General features: G+C 63.6%; 17 protein-coding genes. 12 read left to right on the top strand and 5 right to left on the bottom strand.

What is annotated here, in order from left to right; all coding sequences use genetic code 11:
* Positions 1-124 precede the first annotated feature (124 nt).
* Complete coding sequence (locus tag SS05631_RS12150; protein ID WP_037414642.1) at positions 125-1,078, bottom strand: sugar-binding transcriptional regulator; 954 nt, start codon at positions 1,076-1,078, stop codon at positions 125-127.
* A 196-nt stretch (positions 1,079-1,274) separates the two neighbouring features.
* Between SS05631_RS12150 and SS05631_RS12155 the strand changes: the two genes are divergently transcribed.
* Positions 1,275-2,636: an NAD(P)-dependent oxidoreductase gene (locus SS05631_RS12155; RefSeq protein ID WP_095677983.1), complete on the top strand. Its 1,362-nt coding sequence runs from the start codon at positions 1,275-1,277 to the stop codon at positions 2,634-2,636.
* A gap of 23 nt (positions 2,637-2,659) precedes the next feature.
* Positions 2,660-3,973 carry an NAD-dependent dihydropyrimidine dehydrogenase subunit PreA gene (preA, locus tag SS05631_RS12160; RefSeq protein WP_095677984.1) on the top strand — a complete coding sequence of 438 codons (1,314 nt, stop codon included), beginning with the start codon at positions 2,660-2,662 and terminating at the stop codon, positions 3,971-3,973.
* Positions 3,974-4,036: 63 nt separating this feature from the next.
* Here the strand turns inward: preA and SS05631_RS12165 are convergent, their stop codons facing one another.
* A complete protein-coding gene (locus SS05631_RS12165) occupies positions 4,037-5,062 on the bottom strand; it encodes an NAD(P)-dependent alcohol dehydrogenase (RefSeq protein WP_037414622.1) in 1,026 nt (341 codons plus the stop codon).
* Positions 5,063-5,163: 101 nt separating this feature from the next.
* Here SS05631_RS12165 and SS05631_RS12170 point away from each other — a divergent pair, with 101 nt between their 5' ends.
* Together SS05631_RS12170 and SS05631_RS12175 are read left to right on the top strand one after the other, a co-directional pair.
* Positions 5,164-6,063 carry a LysR family transcriptional regulator gene (locus SS05631_RS12170; RefSeq protein WP_037414620.1) on the top strand — a complete coding sequence of 300 codons (900 nt, stop codon included), beginning with the start codon at positions 5,164-5,166 and terminating at the stop codon, positions 6,061-6,063.
* A gap of 156 nt (positions 6,064-6,219) precedes the next feature.
* Positions 6,220-7,893 carry an adenylate/guanylate cyclase domain-containing protein gene (locus SS05631_RS12175; protein ID WP_095677985.1) on the top strand — a complete coding sequence of 558 codons (1,674 nt, stop codon included), beginning with the start codon at positions 6,220-6,222 and terminating at the stop codon, positions 7,891-7,893.
* A gap of 188 nt (positions 7,894-8,081) precedes the next feature.
* Here the strand turns inward: SS05631_RS12175 and rutR are convergent, their stop codons facing one another.
* On the bottom strand, positions 8,082-8,723 hold the full coding sequence (gene rutR, locus SS05631_RS12180; RefSeq protein ID WP_012708997.1) for an HTH-type transcriptional regulator RutR: 642 nt from the start codon (positions 8,721-8,723) through the stop codon (positions 8,082-8,084).
* Between the two features lie 263 nt (positions 8,724-8,986).
* On the opposite strand from rutR, the gene SS05631_RS12185 reads away from it, so the two are divergent.
* Complete coding sequence (locus tag SS05631_RS12185; protein ID WP_037414614.1) at positions 8,987-10,237, top strand: Zn-dependent hydrolase; 1,251 nt, start codon at positions 8,987-8,989, stop codon at positions 10,235-10,237.
* A gap of 81 nt (positions 10,238-10,318) precedes the next feature.
* Positions 10,319-11,773 (top strand): dihydropyrimidinase, encoded by a 1,455-nt coding sequence (hydA, locus tag SS05631_RS12190; RefSeq protein WP_037414612.1) that lies wholly within the window; start codon positions 10,319-10,321, stop codon positions 11,771-11,773.
* 22 nt (positions 11,774-11,795) lie between these two features.
* Here hydA and SS05631_RS12195 read toward each other — a convergent pair whose 3' ends face one another.
* On the bottom strand, positions 11,796-12,230 hold the full coding sequence (locus SS05631_RS12195) for a cupin domain-containing protein (protein WP_037414610.1): 435 nt from the start codon (positions 12,228-12,230) through the stop codon (positions 11,796-11,798).
* A gap of 121 nt (positions 12,231-12,351) precedes the next feature.
* Here SS05631_RS12195 and SS05631_RS12200 point away from each other — a divergent pair, with 121 nt between their 5' ends.
* The 5 genes from SS05631_RS12200 to SS05631_RS12220 are packed head-to-tail and all read left to right on the top strand — an operon-like array spanning position 12,352 to position 16,395.
* On the top strand, positions 12,352-13,143 hold the full coding sequence (locus tag SS05631_RS12200) for an ABC transporter ATP-binding protein (protein ID WP_037414608.1): 792 nt from the start codon (positions 12,352-12,354) through the stop codon (positions 13,141-13,143).
* A gap of 46 nt (positions 13,144-13,189) precedes the next feature.
* Complete coding sequence (locus tag SS05631_RS12205) at positions 13,190-13,630, top strand: GNAT family N-acetyltransferase (protein WP_234819732.1); 441 nt, start codon at positions 13,190-13,192, stop codon at positions 13,628-13,630.
* Positions 13,623-14,507, top strand: a complete 885-nt coding sequence (locus tag SS05631_RS12210) for an ABC transporter permease (protein ID WP_037414606.1) — start codon at positions 13,623-13,625, stop codon at positions 14,505-14,507. Before SS05631_RS12205 ends, SS05631_RS12210 begins: the two co-directional genes overlap by 8 nt.
* Positions 14,504-15,373 (top strand): ABC transporter permease, encoded by an 870-nt coding sequence (locus SS05631_RS12215; RefSeq protein ID WP_037414604.1) that lies wholly within the window; start codon positions 14,504-14,506, stop codon positions 15,371-15,373. Before SS05631_RS12210 ends, SS05631_RS12215 begins: the two co-directional genes overlap by 4 nt.
* 29 nt (positions 15,374-15,402) lie before the next feature.
* The gene (locus SS05631_RS12220; protein WP_037414602.1) at positions 15,403-16,395 is read left to right on the top strand and encodes an ABC transporter substrate-binding protein; all 993 of its coding nucleotides are present in this window, start codon (positions 15,403-15,405) and stop codon (positions 16,393-16,395) included.
* A gap of 13 nt (positions 16,396-16,408) precedes the next feature.
* Here SS05631_RS12220 and SS05631_RS31000 read toward each other — a convergent pair whose 3' ends face one another.
* Positions 16,409-16,798 carry a hypothetical protein gene (locus SS05631_RS31000; protein ID WP_141471675.1) on the bottom strand — a complete coding sequence of 130 codons (390 nt, stop codon included), beginning with the start codon at positions 16,796-16,798 and terminating at the stop codon, positions 16,409-16,411.
* A gap of 28 nt (positions 16,799-16,826) precedes the next feature.
* On the opposite strand from SS05631_RS31000, the gene SS05631_RS12225 reads away from it, so the two are divergent.
* On the top strand, positions 16,827-18,014 hold the full coding sequence (locus SS05631_RS12225; RefSeq protein WP_037414633.1) for an efflux RND transporter periplasmic adaptor subunit: 1,188 nt from the start codon (positions 16,827-16,829) through the stop codon (positions 18,012-18,014).
* Positions 18,015-18,025 lie beyond the last annotated feature (11 nt).

Raw genomic sequence — 18,025 nt, forward strand, 5'->3', positions numbered from 1 at the left:
CCGCCGCCAAATAGCCAACGCGCTAAGAGTTCATTTTTGTTGAGGATTTTTTTGTGGTGATGGGCCGGGAGGACGCAGCCCATTCGGTAAAACGCCGCTGCCGGACTGCTCCCCGGAAGTAGACTCAATCGCCTAGCAGGTACTCGGCAGTTGTCTCGTCGGTGATGAGGCCGTTGATGATCCGTCCCTTGAGAGCCGCTCCCAGGGCTCCGTATTTTCGCTTGCCCTTGGCGATGCCGATCACCGCGGCCCGCTCGCGCGGCGGCAGCGGCACGGAGGCCACGCGCTCGTTGATGCTGCCGGTGAGCAATTCACCGTGATGATCGAACATCCAGCCGCAGATCTCGCCGGCGGCACCCGCCGCCGTCAGCCGCTCCATCTCGTCGCGCGCCAGAAACCCATCCGCACAAAGCGGGGCATCCGGCCCGAGCTCGCCGACCCCGACAAAGGCGGCATCGGCCTCGGCGCCAAGCTCCAGAGCCATTCTGACGAGGCTCTGCTTGTGCAGCACTTCGCGCTCCTCGGCCGACGAGACGAGCACCGGCAAGGGCATCGGGAAATGCCGCGCATTGATGGTGTCGGCCATGCTGAAGATGACGTTGTAATAGGCGGCCGAACCGTCGAGGCGGATATTGCCGGTGAGGGAGACGATGCGGTGCTGCGGACAATCCATCGACGGCAATTGGTCGATCGTCGCCTTCAGCGTCCGGCCGGTGCCGATCGCAAGCACGACCGGCTCGGTTGATTTCAGCCAGCGCTCGATTTCTGCCGCCCCGGCTTCAGCGATCCCTACGGTCGTCGAATTGGATCCGGGATCGCTCGGCACGACATCGACATGCCGCAACTCGTATTTCTCCTTGAGCCGCGCCGCTGCTTCGAGGCAGGCGGCGATCGGATGATCGAGCCGCACCTTGATCAGCCGTTCGGCCATGGCGAGCGACACGAGGCGCTGCGCCGACTGGCGCGAAATCCCCATGATCGACGCGATCTCGTCCTGCGTCCGGCCGGCCACGTAGTAGAGCCAGCCCGCCCGGGCCGCATCGTCCAGCCTGTTGTTGCTCTCCGCCCTGCGCGCCATCGCCAGCGAGTCTCCTTCCCCCGATTTGCTGCCATTATTTGCCGTGTACTGTCAAACAAAGGCGTAACGTATCGCTGCCGGCAAAAACGCCCGCAACACCGGGACTTCGCGGAAAGCGCACCCAAAATTTTACCGTTTGATAAAAAAATAAAGCGTGTTACCGTTCCCCATCCTGAGAATACATTGGGAGCTAAAAATGGGAACGACACAATCTGGGATTCTCTACGGGCGGCTGCCGCTCGCGGAGTACGAAACCAATTTCTCCGATCTGCATCCGCCGCTCGACAGGCACGAGGCGCTGGTTGCTTCTGACCGCTGTTATTTCTGTCATGACGCGCCGTGCATGACGGCCTGTCCCACCTCCATCGATATCCCGCTGTTCATCCGGCAGATATCGACAGGCAACCCGATCGGCTCGGCCAAGACGATCTTCGACCAGAACATCCTCGGCGGCATGTGCGCCCGCGTCTGTCCCACCGAAACGCTCTGCGAACAGGCCTGCGTGCGCAACACGGCGGAGGAACGGCCGGTCGAGATCGGTCGCCTGCAGCGCTACGCGACCGATGTCGCGATGAAGGAGAACAAGCAATTCTATGCGCGCGCCGCCGCAACGGGACGCCGCATCGCCGTCGTCGGCGCCGGGCCGGCAGGCTTGGCCTGCGCCCACCGGCTAGCCGTCAAGGGTCACGACGTGGTGATCTACGATGCGCGTGAAAAATCCGGCGGCCTCAACGAATACGGTATCGCCGCCTACAAGACGGTGGACGATTTCGCCCGGAGGGAGGTCGACTACGTCCTGTCGATCGGCGGCATCGAGGTGCGCCACGGCGAGGCTCTCGGCCGCGATTTCTCGCTCGCCGACCTCACCGAGCAATATGACGCCGTCTTCCTCGGCCTCGGCCTCGCCGGCGTCAACGCGCTCCGGATCGAGGGCGAGAACGCCGAAGGCGTCGAGGACGCCGTCGACTTCATCGCCGCACTCCGTCAGTCGAAGACCAAGGCCGACGTTCCGGTCGGCCGCCGCGTCGTGGTGCTCGGCGGCGGCATGACCGCCATCGATGCCGCCGTCCAGGCCAAGCTGCTTGGCGCCGAGGAAGTGACGATCTGCTATCGCCGCGGCAAGGAGCACATGAACGCCTCCGAATTCGAGCAGGATCTCGCGGCATCCAAGGGCGTCACCATCCGCCACTGGCTGCAGCCGAAGCGCGTTGCCGTGAAGGACGGCAAGGTCGCCGGCATCGAACTCGAATACACGGCCCTTGAGGAAGGCAAGCTGACGACGACCGGGGAAACGGGTATTATTGCCGCCGAGCAGATCTTCAAGGCAATCGGCCAGAGTTTTCAGGCCTCCGGCCTCGGTGCCTTGCAGATGGAGAGCGGACGCATCGTCGTCGATGCAGAAGGCCGCACCTCGTTCGCCAGGGTCTGGGCGGGCGGCGACTGTGTGCTCGGCGGCGAGGACCTGACGGTTTCCGCCGTGGCGATGGGACGCGATAGCGCCGAATCGATCAACCGGGCTTTCGCCGCGGACGCGCCGCTGGCGAGCGCCGTCGCCTGAACAGGATCGAGAGGACGAGAACAATGGCTGATCTTCGCAACAATTTTGTCGGCATCAAATCCCCGAACCCGTTCTGGCTCGCATCGGCGCCGCCGACCGACAAGGCCTATAACGTCGAGCGCGCCTTCAAGGCGGGCTGGGGAGGCGTCGTCTGGAAGACGCTCGGCGAGGAAGGGCCGCCGGTGGTCAATGTCAATGGCCCGCGCTATGGCGCGATCTGGGGCGCCGACCGCCGCCTGCTCGGCTTGAACAATATCGAGCTCATCACCGACCGCGATCTTTACGTGAACCTGCGCGAGATGAAGCAGGTGAAGATGAACTGGCCGGACCGGGCATTGATCGCCTCGATCATGGTGCCCTGCGTCGAGGATGCCTGGAAGGCGATCCTGCCGCTGGTCGAGGAAACCGGGGCCGACGGCATCGAGCTCAACTTCGGCTGTCCGCACGGCATGTCCGAGCGCGGCATGGGTTCCGCCGTCGGCCAGGTGCCCGAATATATCGAGATGGTGGTGCGCTGGTGCAAACAGTACACGCGCATGCCGGTGATCACCAAGCTGACGCCAAACATCACCGACGTCCGCAAGCCGGCCCGCGCCGCCAAGGCCGGCGGCACCGACGCCGTGTCGCTGATCAACACGATCAACTCGATAACCTCGGTCAATCTCGACACCTTCTCGCCGGAGCCCTCGATCGACGGACGCGGCAGCCATGGCGGCTATTGCGGCCCGGCGGTGAAGCCGATCGCCCTCAACATGGTCGCCGAGATCGCCCGCGATCCGGAAACCTACGGTCTGCCGATCTCCGGCATCGGCGGCATCACCACCTGGCGCGACGCGGCCGAATTCCTGGCGCTCGGCGCCGGCAACGTGCAGGTCTGCACGGCGGCGATGACCTATGGCTTCAAGATCGTCCAGGAAATGATCACCGGCCTGTCCGACTGGATGGATGCCAAGGGCCACCGGACGCTCGACGACATCTGCGGCCGCGCCGTGCCGAACGTCACCGATTGGCAATATCTCAACCTCAACTACGTCACCAAGGCGAAGATCGATCAGGATGCCTGCATCAAATGCGGCCGCTGTCACATCGCCTGCGAGGACACCTCGCACCAGGCGATCACGCAGTTCGTCAATGGCGTGCGCCATTTCGAGGTGATCGAGGAGGAATGCGTCGGCTGCAACCTCTGCGTCAATGTCTGTCCGGTCCAGAATTGCATCACCATGGAGCCGCTCGCCGCCGGTGAACTCGATAAGCGCACCGGCAAGCCGGTCGACCCCAATTACGCCAACTGGACGACTCACCCGAACAACCCGATGGCGCGCCAGGCGGCCGAGTAAGCACAGTCGACAGGACAGCATGGCCGCCGGCAATCGCCGCCGGCCATGTTCATTGTGGCGCGATCAGAACTCGATCACCACCTTGCCGAAAGGGCCGCGATCGAGATGCGCGAGCGCCTCACCGACTTCGGTAAACTTGTAGCGCTTGTCGATGACCGGCTTCAGCCGCAAGCGGTCGACGGCACCAACCAGATCTTCGAGCGCCCGGCGATGCCCGACGCTGATACCCTGCAGCACCGGCGATGATTTCAGGAGCAGCGGCGCAACCGGGCCGGAAACCTCGAAGCCTTCGAGCACGCCGATCACCGATATACGCCCGTCCGGCGCGACCGCCTTCAGCGACTGGCCGAGGCCGGCGCCGCCGGCGATCTCCAGGATGTGGTCGGCGCCATGGTCGCCGGTGAGCTCATAGACGCACTCTACCCAATCTTCGCTCCGGCGATTGATGCCGTGGTCGGCGCCAAGGGCGAGCGCCTTATCGAGCTTTTCGGAACTGCTCGAGGTCACGATCACCTCGGCGCCGACGGCCTTGGCAATCTGCAGCCCGAAGAGTGCGACGCCGCCCGTGCCCTGCACGACGACGCGGTCGCCGGGTCTCAGGTGGCCCTTCTCGACCAGCGCGAACCAGGCGGTGAGGCCGGCGCACGGCAAGGTGCTCGCCTCGGCGGCATCGAGGCTTTTCGGCGCGGCGACGAACCAGTCTTGCGGAAAAGCGACATATTCCGACAGGACACCCGGATGCACGCCGCCAAGTGTGGCGTAGGCCGGCGTTCTGCCGCTTCCCGGCCGCAAGCCATCGAGCCATCCAGGGGCGAAGGTGGAGATGACGCGGTCGCCGGGGCGGAAGCGGGCCACACCCTTGCCGACCGCTTCGACGACGCCGCTCATGTCCGAAGCCGGCACGAAGGGAAAGGTGAGATCCAGCCCCATGCCGCTTTCCAGCATCAGCTTGTCGCGGTAGTTGAGCGACACCGCCGTCGTGCGGACGAGCACATCAAACTCGCCGGTTTCCGGCATCCTGCGCTCGGTGATCTTCAGGTTGTATGGGCCGACCGTCTCCGTGCTCCACTCCTGCATCCATTTCGACATGCTCGTTCCTTTCGGTTGTGATTGGACAAGCATAGTGTTGAACCAGGATCGCCAGTTGCGATAAGATTTCCCGAGATTGGTTCCTGGGCGGATACAATTAAATGGAACATCTGAATGGCATCTCGGTGTTTGTCGAGGTGGCGGAGGCCGGCGGCTTCTCTGCGGCGGCAGAACGGTTGAACCTCTCGCGCTCCGCGGTCGGTAAGACGATTGCCCACCTTGAAGAACGCCTCGCCACCCGCCTCTTTCACCGCACGACACGGGCGCAGAGCCTGACCGACGAAGGACAGCTCTTCTATGAGAGCTGCCAGAAAGCACTCGGCGAGATCAGGACGGCCGAAGCCCTACTTGAATCCGGCAAACAGGAGATTCGCGGCCGGTTGCGGATCTCCATGCCGGTGCTCTTCGGCCGCCAATGCGTGGCTCCCGTCTTTCGCGACCTCGTCCGCATTCACCCCCGGCTTGAGCTCGAACTCTCCTTCAACGACCGCGTGGTCGACCTGCTCGACGACGGTTTCGACCTCGCGATCCGCAACAATGTATTGGGCAATGATTCCGGCCTGATGACGCGGGTGATCGCCGAACAGCGCATGACGGTCTGTGCCTCGCCGGCCTATCTCGCGGCATCCGGTGCGCCCCAGACCGTGGCGGACCTCGCAGATCACGACGCCGTGGTCTACTGCCGCGCAGGCCAACAGCGGCCATGGTCGTTCCCCGCCGGAGGCAGTGCCGCAGACACCATCCTGCCGAAAACCCGGCTGCGGCTCGACGATCTCGCGGCGATCGCCGATGCGGCGGCCGAGGGACTGGGCCTTGCCTGGCTGCCATGCTGGTTGGTGCGCGAGCGCGTACAGCGCGGCGAGCTCGTCCGGGTTCTGACGGATCGGCCGGGTCTCGTTTTCAAGGTCCATGCCGTTTGGCCGCAAACACGGCACCTGCTGCCGAAACTGCGCCTGGCGATCGATGCTCTCGCCGCCGGACTGCCGCGCATCATGGAATAGATTTGTCGGGCCAAGGCCCCTGGCGTGGTATCGCCGAGCGAACACGAACGCGAAACAGATTGTGTAGAAAACGTAAGTTGTCGCCACCGGCAAACTGGTCGATAAGGGGAAAACCAGCAGCGGCCGGTCGCCGCCGGCAGACCCCGGGCAGACTGTTTGACGATCCTTTCCGCCAATACACGCAAGAAGACGCACCTGATTTCCGGCGCCGTGCTCAGCGTCTTCGTGCTAACGCATTTCACAAATCACTCCCTCGGCCTGATCTCGATCGGCGCGATGGAAGCCGGCCGGCAGGTCTTCACGATCGTTTGGCAGAGCGTACCCGGAACCGTCCTGCTCTACGGCGCGCTACTCCTGCACTTCCTGATGGCACTCGACAGTCTCTATCGCCGCCAGACGCTGAGGATGCCGGTCGGAGAGGCCGTGAAGATCATCTTCGGCCTGAGCCTGCCTTTCCTGCTGATCCCCCATGTGGTCGCCACCCGGGTTGAGCCGCTCCTGACCGGGGTCGATGCCGACTACCCGGCCATCCTGCGCGCCCTCTGGTCGAGTTCGATCGGCACGACCCGACAGACGATTGCTCTTCTTTTTGTTTGGAGCCACGCCTGCCTCGGCGCCTGGTTCTGGATGCGCGGGCGTGACTGGTTTCCGCGCTACGAGTTCCTGCTCTATACCGTTGCTCTGCTCGTGCCGATCTTCGCGCTGCTCGGCTTCGTCAACGGCGCCCGTTCTCTCGGTCGCGACTATGCTGAGCATGGCGGCTATGGCGACCGGGCCTATGTCAGCGAGCGGCCGCGCCTCGATCCGGCCCTCGCCGAAAACATCCGGCTCGCCTTCTATGGCGGCTTTGCCGGCCTGATCGGCGGGACCTTGGCGCTGCGCGCGCTGCCGGCGCGGGGCCGTATCCGCGTCCGCTATCCGGATGGGCGCGTCGCGGCGGTCGGGATCGGATTCAGCGTGCTTGAGGCAAGCCGCGCCGCCGGCATCCCGCATGTCTCGGTCTGCGGCGGCCGCGGCCGATGCTCGACCTGCCGGGTGCGGGTCATCGAGGGTCTCGACGGGCAGCCGGCGCCCGAGGCCGCGGAACGTGCCACGCTTGGCCGGATCGGTGCCCCCGACAATGTCCGGCTGGCCTGCCAGTTCCGGCCCACTCACAACGTCACCGTCGTCCCCATCCTCGACACCGACAGCCTCGGGATCAAGACGCAGCTTGCCCGGCAGAACGGCGGCGGGCGTGAGCGGCGCGTGGCCGTGCTCTTCTGCGACCTGCGCGACTTCACCCGCATTGCCGAGCACAAGCTGCCCTACGATACGGTATTCCTGCTCAACCGCTACTTCGAGATGGTTGGCGAGGCGGTCGAGAGTTCCGGCGGCGTCATCGACAAATTCATCGGCGACGGAGCGCTGGCGATCTTCGGGCTGAAGTCGCCGCTGCCCGAAGCATGCCGCCAGGCGCTCGCCGCCGCCTCGCGGCTGTCGACGGGTATTCGCGCGCTCAACCAGACCTTCGGGGACGAGCTCGAACGGCCGCTCCGGCTCGCGATCGGCCTCCATGCCGGACCGGCCATCGTCGGCGAGATGGGCTATGGTCAGGCGACCTCGCTGACGGCGGTCGGCGACACCATCAACACCGCGAGCCGGCTCGAGGGCCTGGCCAAGGAGCACGATGCCGAGCTTGCCGTCTCCGTCGAACTCGTCAAACGCGCCGGCCTCAGTCTCGAGGGCGACAGGCGATTGGATATCAGCCTGCGCGGCCGAAAGGCGACGCTCGAGACCTGGATCGTCGACGATGCCGCGCGCATTGCCAAGATCATCCCGGCGCAGGGATAGCTATATTGGCCAACGTGAGCACAAGAGCCGGTTCTGCCGCTCCTCGGGTTTAACCAAAAACTAGCACTCTCCGGCGCGCGGGGAGAGCGGACTTGAGGCGGCGCGGCATACCCCTTCCCCCCGCTTGCGGGGAGAAGGTCGGCAGCGGGATGAGGGGCGGCACCGCCATTGCAATTGAATGTCGACCGCTACTCGCGCACCTGTAGCCCGTCGACGAACAGCCGCTCGAGAAAGCGCGCCGCATCTTCGAAGCGCCCCTCGCCTGCGTGCTCCTGGCCGAGCACCGCCCGCACCTGTACGTCGAAATCGGCATAGTGCTGCGTCGTCGACCAGATGGCAAAGATCAGGTGATAGGGATCGCAATTGGCGATCTTGCCGGCCTTCGCCCAGGCCCGGATAACCTCGGCCTTTTCGTCGACCAATTGCTTCAGCGGCCCCTTCAGCTCGTCCTCGATATGAGGAGCGCCCTGCAGCACCTCATTGGCGAACAATCGGCTTTCCCGTGGGAAATCCCGCGCCATTTCGAGCTTGCGGCGAATGTAGCTGCGGATCTCGGCGACAGGGTTGCCCTCGGCGTTGAATTCGCGCAGCGGATCGAGCCAGGTATCGAGGACGCGGTCGATCAAGGCGCGGTGCATGGCTTCCTTCGTCCGGAAATAATAGAGCAGGTTGGGCTTCGACATGCCCGCCACCTCGGCGATCTGGTCGATGGTCGAACCGCGGAAGCCGCTCGCGGAAAAGACCTCAAGCGCGGCTTCGAGGATCCGCTCCTCCTTCTCCTCCTGGATACGCGTGCGCCTCTGGGTTTTCGCCGCTCTCGGAAGTACCATCTCTCCCCCTGCCGATGCCCGCACCGTCGCGTTTTGCCCAAATTTCGGACGCGCCATTTATTTGGGCAACAAACTGGTTTTTTTTCTTTTTCCGGCTTGAGTGCCGCCACGGAAGTTGTAATGTTTACCAACCGGTCAAATTATCAGTCAGATTGCCGACAAAGGCAACGGCTGATCGAAGGGCGCAAAGGAAAGCTCCGATTTGACCGACGGGAACATGGCTATCCCCGGGGAGGGCCTAGCCGGCAAAAGAGGAGAGCGCCATGGCTGCACCTGGCGAGAATAGGCGCGTCAATGCCGACCGCCTGTGGGATTCGTTGATGGAAATGGCGAGGATTGGCCCCGGCGTTGCCGGCGGCAACAATCGCCAGACCTTGACGGACGCCGACGGCGAGGGCCGCCGGCTGTTCCAATCCTGGTGCGAAAAGGCCGGGCTCTCCATGGGTGTCGACAAGATGGGCACCATGTTCATGACCCGTCCGGGCACCGACCCGGATGCCCTCCCCGTCCATATCGGTTCCCATCTAGACACGCAGCCGACCGGCGGTAAGTATGACGGCGTGCTCGGCGTCCTGAGCGGCCTCGAGGTCATCCGCACGCTGAACGACCTCGGCATCAAGACCAGGCATCCGATCGTCGTCACCAACTGGACCAATGAGGAAGGCGCCCGCTTCGCGCCGGCAATGCTCGCCTCCGGCGTCTTCGCCGGCGTCCATACGCTCGATTACGCCTATGCCCGCAAGGACGCGGAGGGAAGGAGCTTCGGCGACGAATTGAAGCGCATCGGCTGGGTGGGCGACGAGGAGGTCGGCGCCCGCAAGATGCATGCCTATTTCGAATATCACATCGAGCAGGGACCTATCCTCGAGGCCGAGAACAAGCAGATCGGCGTCGTCACCCACTGTCAGGGCCTGTGGTGGCTGGAGTTCACGCTGACCGGCAAGGAGGCCCATACCGGCTCAACGCCGATGAACATGCGTGTCAATGCCGGCCTCGCCATGGCGCGCATCCTCGAAATGGTGCAGACCGTCGCCATGGAAAGCCAGCCGGGCGCCGTCGGCGGGGTTGGCCAAATGTTCTTCTCGCCCAATTCCCGCAATGTGCTGCCGGGCAAGGTCGTCTTCACCGTCGACATCCGCTCGCCGGACCAGGCCAAGCTCGATGGGATGCGCGCCCGGATCGAAGCCGAAGCGCCGAAGATTTGCGAACCGCTCGGCGTCGGCTGTTCGATCGAGGCGGTCGGCCATTTCGACCCGGTCACCTTCGATCCCAAGCTGGTGTCCACTGTCCGCGGCGCCGCCGAGAAGCTCGGCTACAGCCATATGAACCTCATCTCCGGCGCCGGCCACGATGCCTGCTGGGCGGCAAAGGTCGCCCCGACCACGATGATCATGTGCCCGTGCGTCGATGGACTCAGCCACAACGAGGCGGAAGACATTTCCAAGGAATGGGCCGCCGCCGGCGCGGACGTTCTCTTCCACGCTGTTCTGGAAACGGCCGAGGTCGTCGAGTGAGTTTGCGGGCGGGACGACAAGTTCCGCCCTTTTTACTTGGTGGCCCCGGCCGCCGAAGCACCATCCAGAGGAAGATAACCAATGAGCACTGTCATCAAGGGTGGAACCGTCGTTACCGCCGACCTGACCTACAAGGCCGACATCAAGGTCGAAGGCGGCAAGATTGTCGAAATCGGCCCCAATCTCACCGGCACCGACACGCTGGATGCGACCGGCTGCTACATCATGCCGGGCGGCATCGATCCGCACACGCATCTCGAAATGCCCTTCATGGGCACCTACTCCTCCGACGATTTCGAGAGCGGCACCCGTGCGGCGCTTGCCGGCGGCACGACCATGGTCGTCGATTTCGCGCTTCCCTCGCCCGGCCAGTCGCTGCTCGAGGCGCTGACCATGTGGGACAACAAGTCGACCCGCGCCAATTGCGACTATTCCTTCCACATGGCGATCACCTGGTGGAGCGAGCAGGTCTTCAACGAGATGCAGGCGATCGTCAAGGACAAGGGCATCAACACCTTCAAGCACTTCATGGCCTATAAGGGCGCGCTGATGGTGGACGACGACGAGATGTTCTCGTCCTTCCAGCGCTGCACCGCGCTCGGCGCCCTGCCACTGGTCCACGCCGAAAACGGCGACGTCGTCGCCCAGCTCCAGGCGAAGCTGCTTGCCGAGGGCAATAGCGGCCCCGAGGCGCACGCCTATTCGCGGCCGGCCGAGGTCGAGGGCGAGGCCACCAACCGCGCCATCATGATCGCCGACATGGCCGGCTGTCCCGTCTATATCGTCCACACCTCCTGCGAGCAGGCGCATGAGGCGATCCGGCGGGCCCGCGCCAAGGGCATGCGCGTCTTCGGCGAGCCGCTGATCCAGCATCTGACGCTCGACGAGACGGAGTATTTCAACAAAGACTGGGATCATGCGGCCCGCCGGGTGATGTCGCCACCCTTCCGCAACAAGCAGCATCAGGATAGCCTGTGGGCCGGCCTTGCCTCCGGTTCGCTGCAGGTGGTGGCGACCGATCATTGCGCCTTCACGACGGCGCAGAAGCGCTTCGGCGTCGGCGATTTCACCAAGATCCCGAACGGCACCGGCGGTCTTGAGGACCGCATGCCGATGCTCTGGACCTACGGAGTCAATACCGGCCGCATCACCATGAACGAATTCGTTGCGGTGACGTCCACCAACATCGCCAAGATCCTCAACATCTATCCGAAGAAGGGCGCGATCCTCGTCGGCGTCGATGCCGACCTCGTCGTTTGGGACCCGAAGCGCTCGAAGACGATCTCGGCGAACAATCAGCAATCGTCGATCGACTACAATGTCTTCGAGGGCAAGACGGTCACCGGCCTGCCGCGCTTCACGCTGACGCGCGGCGTCGTGGCGATCGAGGAAGGGGCGGTGAAAACGCAGGAAGGCCACGGCGAATTCGTCCGGCGCGACCCCTTCCCGGCGGTCAGCACGGCGCTGTCGACCTGGAAGGAAGTGACCGCACCGCGCGCCGTGCAGCGCACGGGCATTCCGGCGACCGGCGTGTGACGGATTTCGGATGCTGCGTTCGTCATCCGCCACGTGTGAGAGGATCGGCCGGAACCAGTCCATCGAGTTCCGGCAGCAGCGCGACGCTCTCCTGCTCCTTCGGATCTGTCCGGGCGATGACCGCCGTGCAGGGACTGTCGGAAAGATTGGCCGGCAGATGCGGCACGCCGGCCGGGATGTAGAACATCTCGCCGGCCCTGACGATCACATGCTCCTCGAGCCGCTCGCCGAACCAGGTATGCGCCTCGCCGGCAAGCACGTAGATCGCCGTCTCATGGCTCTCGTGGAGATGCGCCTTGGCGCGCGCACCGGGCGGCATGGTCAACAAATGCATGCAGATGCCGGTGGAGCCCACCGTCTCGGCGGCGATGCCTTCGAAATAGTTGAGCCCCTGCTTGCCGGCATAGCCGCTGCCCGGCCGCACGACGCGACAGCCAGGATGGGATGATCGAGACATGACCGTTCTCCAGAATTCGCTGAAAAACCTTGAACAGGAGCCTTCCGCGGCAAATCCGCGATTGCAAGTTGCTGGCCCCGATAGCAGTCTGGCACAGGCAAGACATAATGAGAATCCATCCATGACATCCAATCCCGCCTCCGTGGTCTCGGCCCGAAATCTCGGCCTGACATTTCAGACCAGCGACGGGCCGGTCAATGCGCTGACGGGCGTCAACCTCGACGTCGCCAAGGGGGACTTCGTCTCCTTCATCGGCCCTTCCGGCTGCGGCAAGACGACATTCCTGCGCATCATCGCCGATCTCGAGAAGCCGACCGCCGGCACTATCGCCGTCAACGGCATGACGCCGGAGGAGGCTCGCCACAATCGCGCCTATGGCTACGTGTTCCAGGCGGCCGCGCTCTATCCCTGGCGGACGATCGAGAAGAACATCGCCCTGCCGCTCGAGATCATGGGCCATTCCGGGCACGAGCAGAAGGCGCGGATCGAACGGACGCTGGAGCTCGTCAACCTTACCGGCTTCGGCAAGAAATATCCCTGGCAGCTTTCCGGCGGCATGCAGCAGCGCGCCTCGATTGCCCGCGCGCTCGCCTTCGACGCTGACCTCTTGCTGATGGACGAACCCTTCGGCGCCCTCGACGAGATCGTCCGCGATCACTTGAACGAGCAGCTCCTGAAGCTCTGGGCGCAGACGAACAAGACGATCTGTTTCGTCACCCACTCGATCCCGGAGGCCGTCTATCTCTCGACCAAAATCGTCGTGATGAGCCCGCGCCCCGGCCGGGTGACCGACATCATCGAATCGACGCTGCCGAGGGAACGGCCGCTCGGCATCCGCGAAACGCCGGAGTTCTTGGAGATTGCCCACCGGGTGCGGGAAGGCCTGAGAGCGGGGCACAGCTATGATGAATAGTGCCTGCGCCGCCCAGGTTCGCTGTCGGGATGCAACCTTGGCGGACATGAAAGCCTGCGCCGACATCTTCAATCGCTGGGTAGATGCTACGGTCTGGATGCCGAGGATCCACGGGCCCGCCGATGTAGAGCGCTATTACCGGGAAACGCTCTTTGCGAAGGGCACGGTCATCATCATTGCCGAGTCTCGAGGCGAAATTGCAGGCTTTCTCGCCCTCGCCGAGGAGCAATTTGTGTCGGCGCTCTATCTCGATCCATCCTACAGGGGCGCGGGAATTGGGGCCGCGCTACTCAGCGAAGCGAAGAGGCGAGCAAAGGGCGAGCTCAAGCTTTGGACCTTTGCAGAAAATGCCCGCGCCCAGCGCTTTTACGAACGCCAGGGCTTCGTGCCGATACGCCGAACGAGCGGCGACAACGAGGAAGGCTTGCCCGATATTCTCTATCTTTGGCGCGCCGAGCCGTTGAGCGGCGGAGGCGCCGATGCATAAGCCGAGCTTCCCCCGCGACAAACTGCTGCCGATCGGCACCGTCGTCCTGGTTCTTATCGCCGTCTGGTACGTCGCCGCCGTCTTCCTCAACGCCCCCTTCGAGCGCGACACGGCGGCGCGTGCCGGCACGGAGATCACGTTCTCCGACCTAGTCAGGAACACGATGGTGCAGGAAAGGCCGGTGCTGCCCGCACCGCACCAGGTCATCGCCGAAATCTGGGACACGACAGTAAACAAGGCGATCACCTCGAAGCGCAGCCTCGTCTACCATGCCTGGATCACGCTTTCGGCCACCCTGCTCGGCTTCGGCATCGGCGCAGCGCTCGGCGTGCTTCTCGCCGTCGGCATCGTTCACAATCGCGCCATGGACCGCTCGCTGATGCCCTGGGTGATCGCCAGCCAGACGATACCGATCCTGGCGATCGCGCCGATGATCATCGTCGTCTTGAATGCGATCGGCATCGCCGGCCTCTTACCGAAGGCGCTGATCTCCACCTATCTGTCGTTCTTCCCGGTGGTGGTCGGCATGGTCAAGGGCCTGCGCAGTCCCGAAACGATCCAGCTCGACCTGATGCACACCTACAATGCCTCGGCGGCGCAGACCTTCTGGAAGCTGCGCTGGCCCTCCTCCATGCCCTATCTCTTCACCTCGCTGAAGGTCGCCGTCGCCATCTCGCTCGTCGGCGCCATTGTCGGCGAACTGCCGACCGGGGCCGTGGCGGGGCTCGGTGCGCGACTGCTTGCAGGCTCCTATTACGGCCAGACCGTACAAATCTGGGCGGCGCTGTTCATGGCGGCTGCCCTAGCGGCAGTTCTCGTCATGATCGTCGGCTTCGCGCACACGGCCGTCCTCAAGCGCATGGGAGCCAAGCCATGAATTTTACCGCTCTCGCCGGCGCTGTTTTCTTCTGGCTGGTCGCCTGGGCCGTCAACGAATGGCTGGTCCGCCAGCGCTTTGAGAGCGAAGCGGCCAACAGTGCGGCGCGCTCCGCCGTGCCGCTCCTTTTCGGCGTCACGATCCTGGTCCTGTGGGAGGGCATCGTTCGCGGCTTTGCCATCCCGTCTGTGCTGCTGCCGGCGCCGTCGATGATCTGGGCGCGGCTCGTCAATTCGGTACCGACGCTGACTGCCGATTTCCGCCAGACCTTCCTGAAATCCGTGCTGACCGGCTATGCACTTGGCTGCGGCCTCGGTTTCCTGGTGGCAATCCTCATCGACCGCTCTCCCTTCCTCCAGAAAGGCCTGCTGCCGCTCGGCAATTTCGTCTCCGCCCTCCCCGTCATCGGCGTCGCCCCGATCATGGTCATGTGGTTCGGCTTCGACTGGCAATCGAAGGTGGCCGTCGTCGTCATCATGACCTTCTTTCCGATGCTGGTGAACACCGTCTCCGGCCTTGCTGCCGCCAGCCAGATGGAGCGCGACCTGATGCGCACCTATGCGGCGACCTGGTGGCAGACGCTCGTCAAGCTGAGGCTGCCCGCCGCCTGGCCTTTCATTTTCAACGCACTCAAGATTAACTCGACGCTGGCGCTGATCGGCGCGATTGTGGCCGAGTTTTTCGGAACGCCCATTGTCGGCATGGGTTTCCGGATCTCCACGGAAGTGGGGCGCATGAACGTCGACATGGTCTGGGCCGAAATCGCCGTTGCGGCGGTGGCTGGCTCCGCCTTCTACGGGGTGGTCGCGCTCATCGAGCGCGCCGTCACCTTCTGGCATCCGTCCATCCGCAGTGGCCGAGCCTGACAATCAAGCAATGATAAGAGGGAACTGACATGAACAAAAAACTTGCATCTCTGCTGGCAGCGGGCGCCTTTTCGCTTGCCGCCTTCCACGCCAATGCCGCCGACAAGGTCACGCTGCAATTGAAATGGGTGACGCAGGCCCAGTTCGCCGGCTACTACGTCGCCAAGGACAAGGGGTTTTACGAGGAAGAGGGCCTCGACGTCGACATCAAGCCGGGCGGTCCGGACATCGCTCCGCCGCAGGTGATCGCCGGCGGCGGCGCCGATGTCATCGTCGACTGGATGCCGTCCGCTCTCGCCACCCGCGAAAAGGGCGTGCCGCTCGTCAACATCGCCCAGCCCTTCAAGAAATCCGGCATGATGCTCACCTGTCTCAAGGAATCAGGCGTGAAGACCCCCGAGGATTTCAAAGGCAAGACGCTCGGCGTCTGGTTCTTCGGCAACGAGTACCCGTTCCTCTCCTGGATGTCGCAGTTGAAAATCCCGACGGATGGCGGCCCGAACGGTGTCACCGTCCTGAAGCAGGGCTTCAACGTCGACCCGCTGATCCAGAAGCAGGCGGCCTGCATTTCGACGATGACCTACAATGAATACTGGCAGGTCATCGACGCGGGCATCAAGGCGGAGGATCTCGTCACCTTCAAATACGAGGACCAGGGCGTCGCCACCCTCGAGGACGGCCTCTATGTCCTCGAGGACAAGCTCAAGGACGCGGCCTTCAAGGAGAAGATGGTGAAGTTCGTCCGCGCCTCGATGAAGGGCTGGAAATATGCCGAGGAGAACCCGGACGAGGCGGCGGATATCGTGCTCGAAAACGACTCGACCGGCGCCCAGACGGAGAAGCACCAGAAGCGCATGATGGGCGAAATCGCCAAGCTGACGGCAGGTTCGAACGGCGCGCTCGACGAGGCCGACTACAAGCGCACGGTCCAGTCGCTGCTCTCCGGCGGGTCCGATCCGGTCATCTCCAAGGAGCCGGAAGGCGCCTGGACCCACGAGATCACCGACGCAGCGCTGAAATAGGCCGCGGCTTGCGTCAGACCGAGAAGCGCGCGGCGGTATGCCGCGCGCTTTTGGGCAACCCGCCCCAGTTGTTAAGCTTGCATTTAACTCGCTCCACTATAGCCTCCCGGCAGATCACCAGGGAGAAATATTGAGGCACCATCGTTTCCGGCCTCTTGTAAGCATTTGCTACCGCGCTTACATAGCCCGGAACGATTGACTGGAGACGAGGCGCAGGGAGGAACCGGTTTTCTCTGGTTTCGCTTCCTTGAGTAATTTCTCCCGCGTCGGTACCTTCGATTTGATGCTCTGGGTCGGGCATTTTGAACGCGTGGATCGCACCGGTCGGCAATGCCGGCGGAACACGCGGGAAATAGCATGATTGCAGGCGGAGCTTCGCCCTTGATGAGCGGCGAGGCAGCATGATTTACTTCTGTCAGGACAATATGCCGATGGCTCAGAAACTTCTTCCTCTTCTCGGCGCATGTGCAGCAATCACGCTCGGCACGTTTTCGGGCGTCTCGGCCGAGGAGGCCGCAAAGCCGCAGCCGTCGCAGGCACTGCCATCGATCGTCGTGACGGAAGCGGCAGAACGCAAGATCAGCGACCGCGTCCTTGCCACCGGGTCGATCCAGGCGGTCGAGGAGACCTATGTTGCACCGCTCGTCGACGGGCTTTCCATCCGCTCGTTGAATGTCGATGTCGGCGATCGCGTCGAAGAGGGTAGCATCCTTGTCGTCCTCAACGACGACGCGCTGCTTCTGCAGAAAAGTCAGCTGGAGGCCAATCTCGCCAAGGCGGAAGCCTCGCTCGCGCAGCTCAAAGCCCAGCTTGCCGAGGCGACGGCGAATTCCGAAGAGGCGACGCGCGTCGCCGATCGCGCCGTACGGCTTTCGGAGAACGGCACGGTCTCGACCGCCGAGGCGGACCGCCTGAAGGCACTCGCCGCCGCCACGCGCGCCCGCCTTCGCTCGGCCGAGCAATCGGTGGGCGTCGCCAGAGCGGACATCAAGGTTGTCCAGGCGCAGATCGACGATATCGACCTCAGGCTTGCCCGTACCGAGGTAAAGGCCCCGGTCAGCGGCGTGATCTCGGCAAAGAACGCCAAGGTCGGCGCGATCGCCAGCGGCAATGGCGAACCGCTCTTCGCAATGATCCGCGACGGTGCGATCGAGATGAAGGCCGATGTCGCCGAGTCCGATATCGTCAAGCTTGCCGTCGGGCAACCCGCAACGGTGAAGCTCGCCGGAAGCAATGCGACCGTCGCGGGCAAGATCCGCCTGATCGCGCCGACGATCGATCAAGACACGCGGCTAGGCAAGGTTCACATCAGCCTCACCGACACGACCGAGGCGCGCGCCGGCATGTACGCGAGCGCGGTCATTACGGTCGAAGAAAAGCAGACGGTCGTCCTGCCGCAAACCGCCGTTACATCGGAAGACGGCAAGACCATCGTTCGCAAGGTCGAAGACGGCATCGTTCGGCTGGTTCCGGTTGAGACCGGCATCCAGGACGGGCAGTTTGTCGAGATCCTTTCTGGCCTCAAGCCGGGCGAGCAGGCCGTGGCCAAGGCCGGCGCCTACGTGCGTGACGGCGACCGGATCAATCCGGTCAAGTCCGACCAGCCGATAACCAATTGACGGGAACAGAG

Source organism: Sinorhizobium sp. CCBAU 05631 (genome assembly GCF_002288505.1).
Classification (GTDB): Bacteria; Pseudomonadota; Alphaproteobacteria; order Rhizobiales; family Rhizobiaceae; genus Sinorhizobium; species Sinorhizobium fredii_C.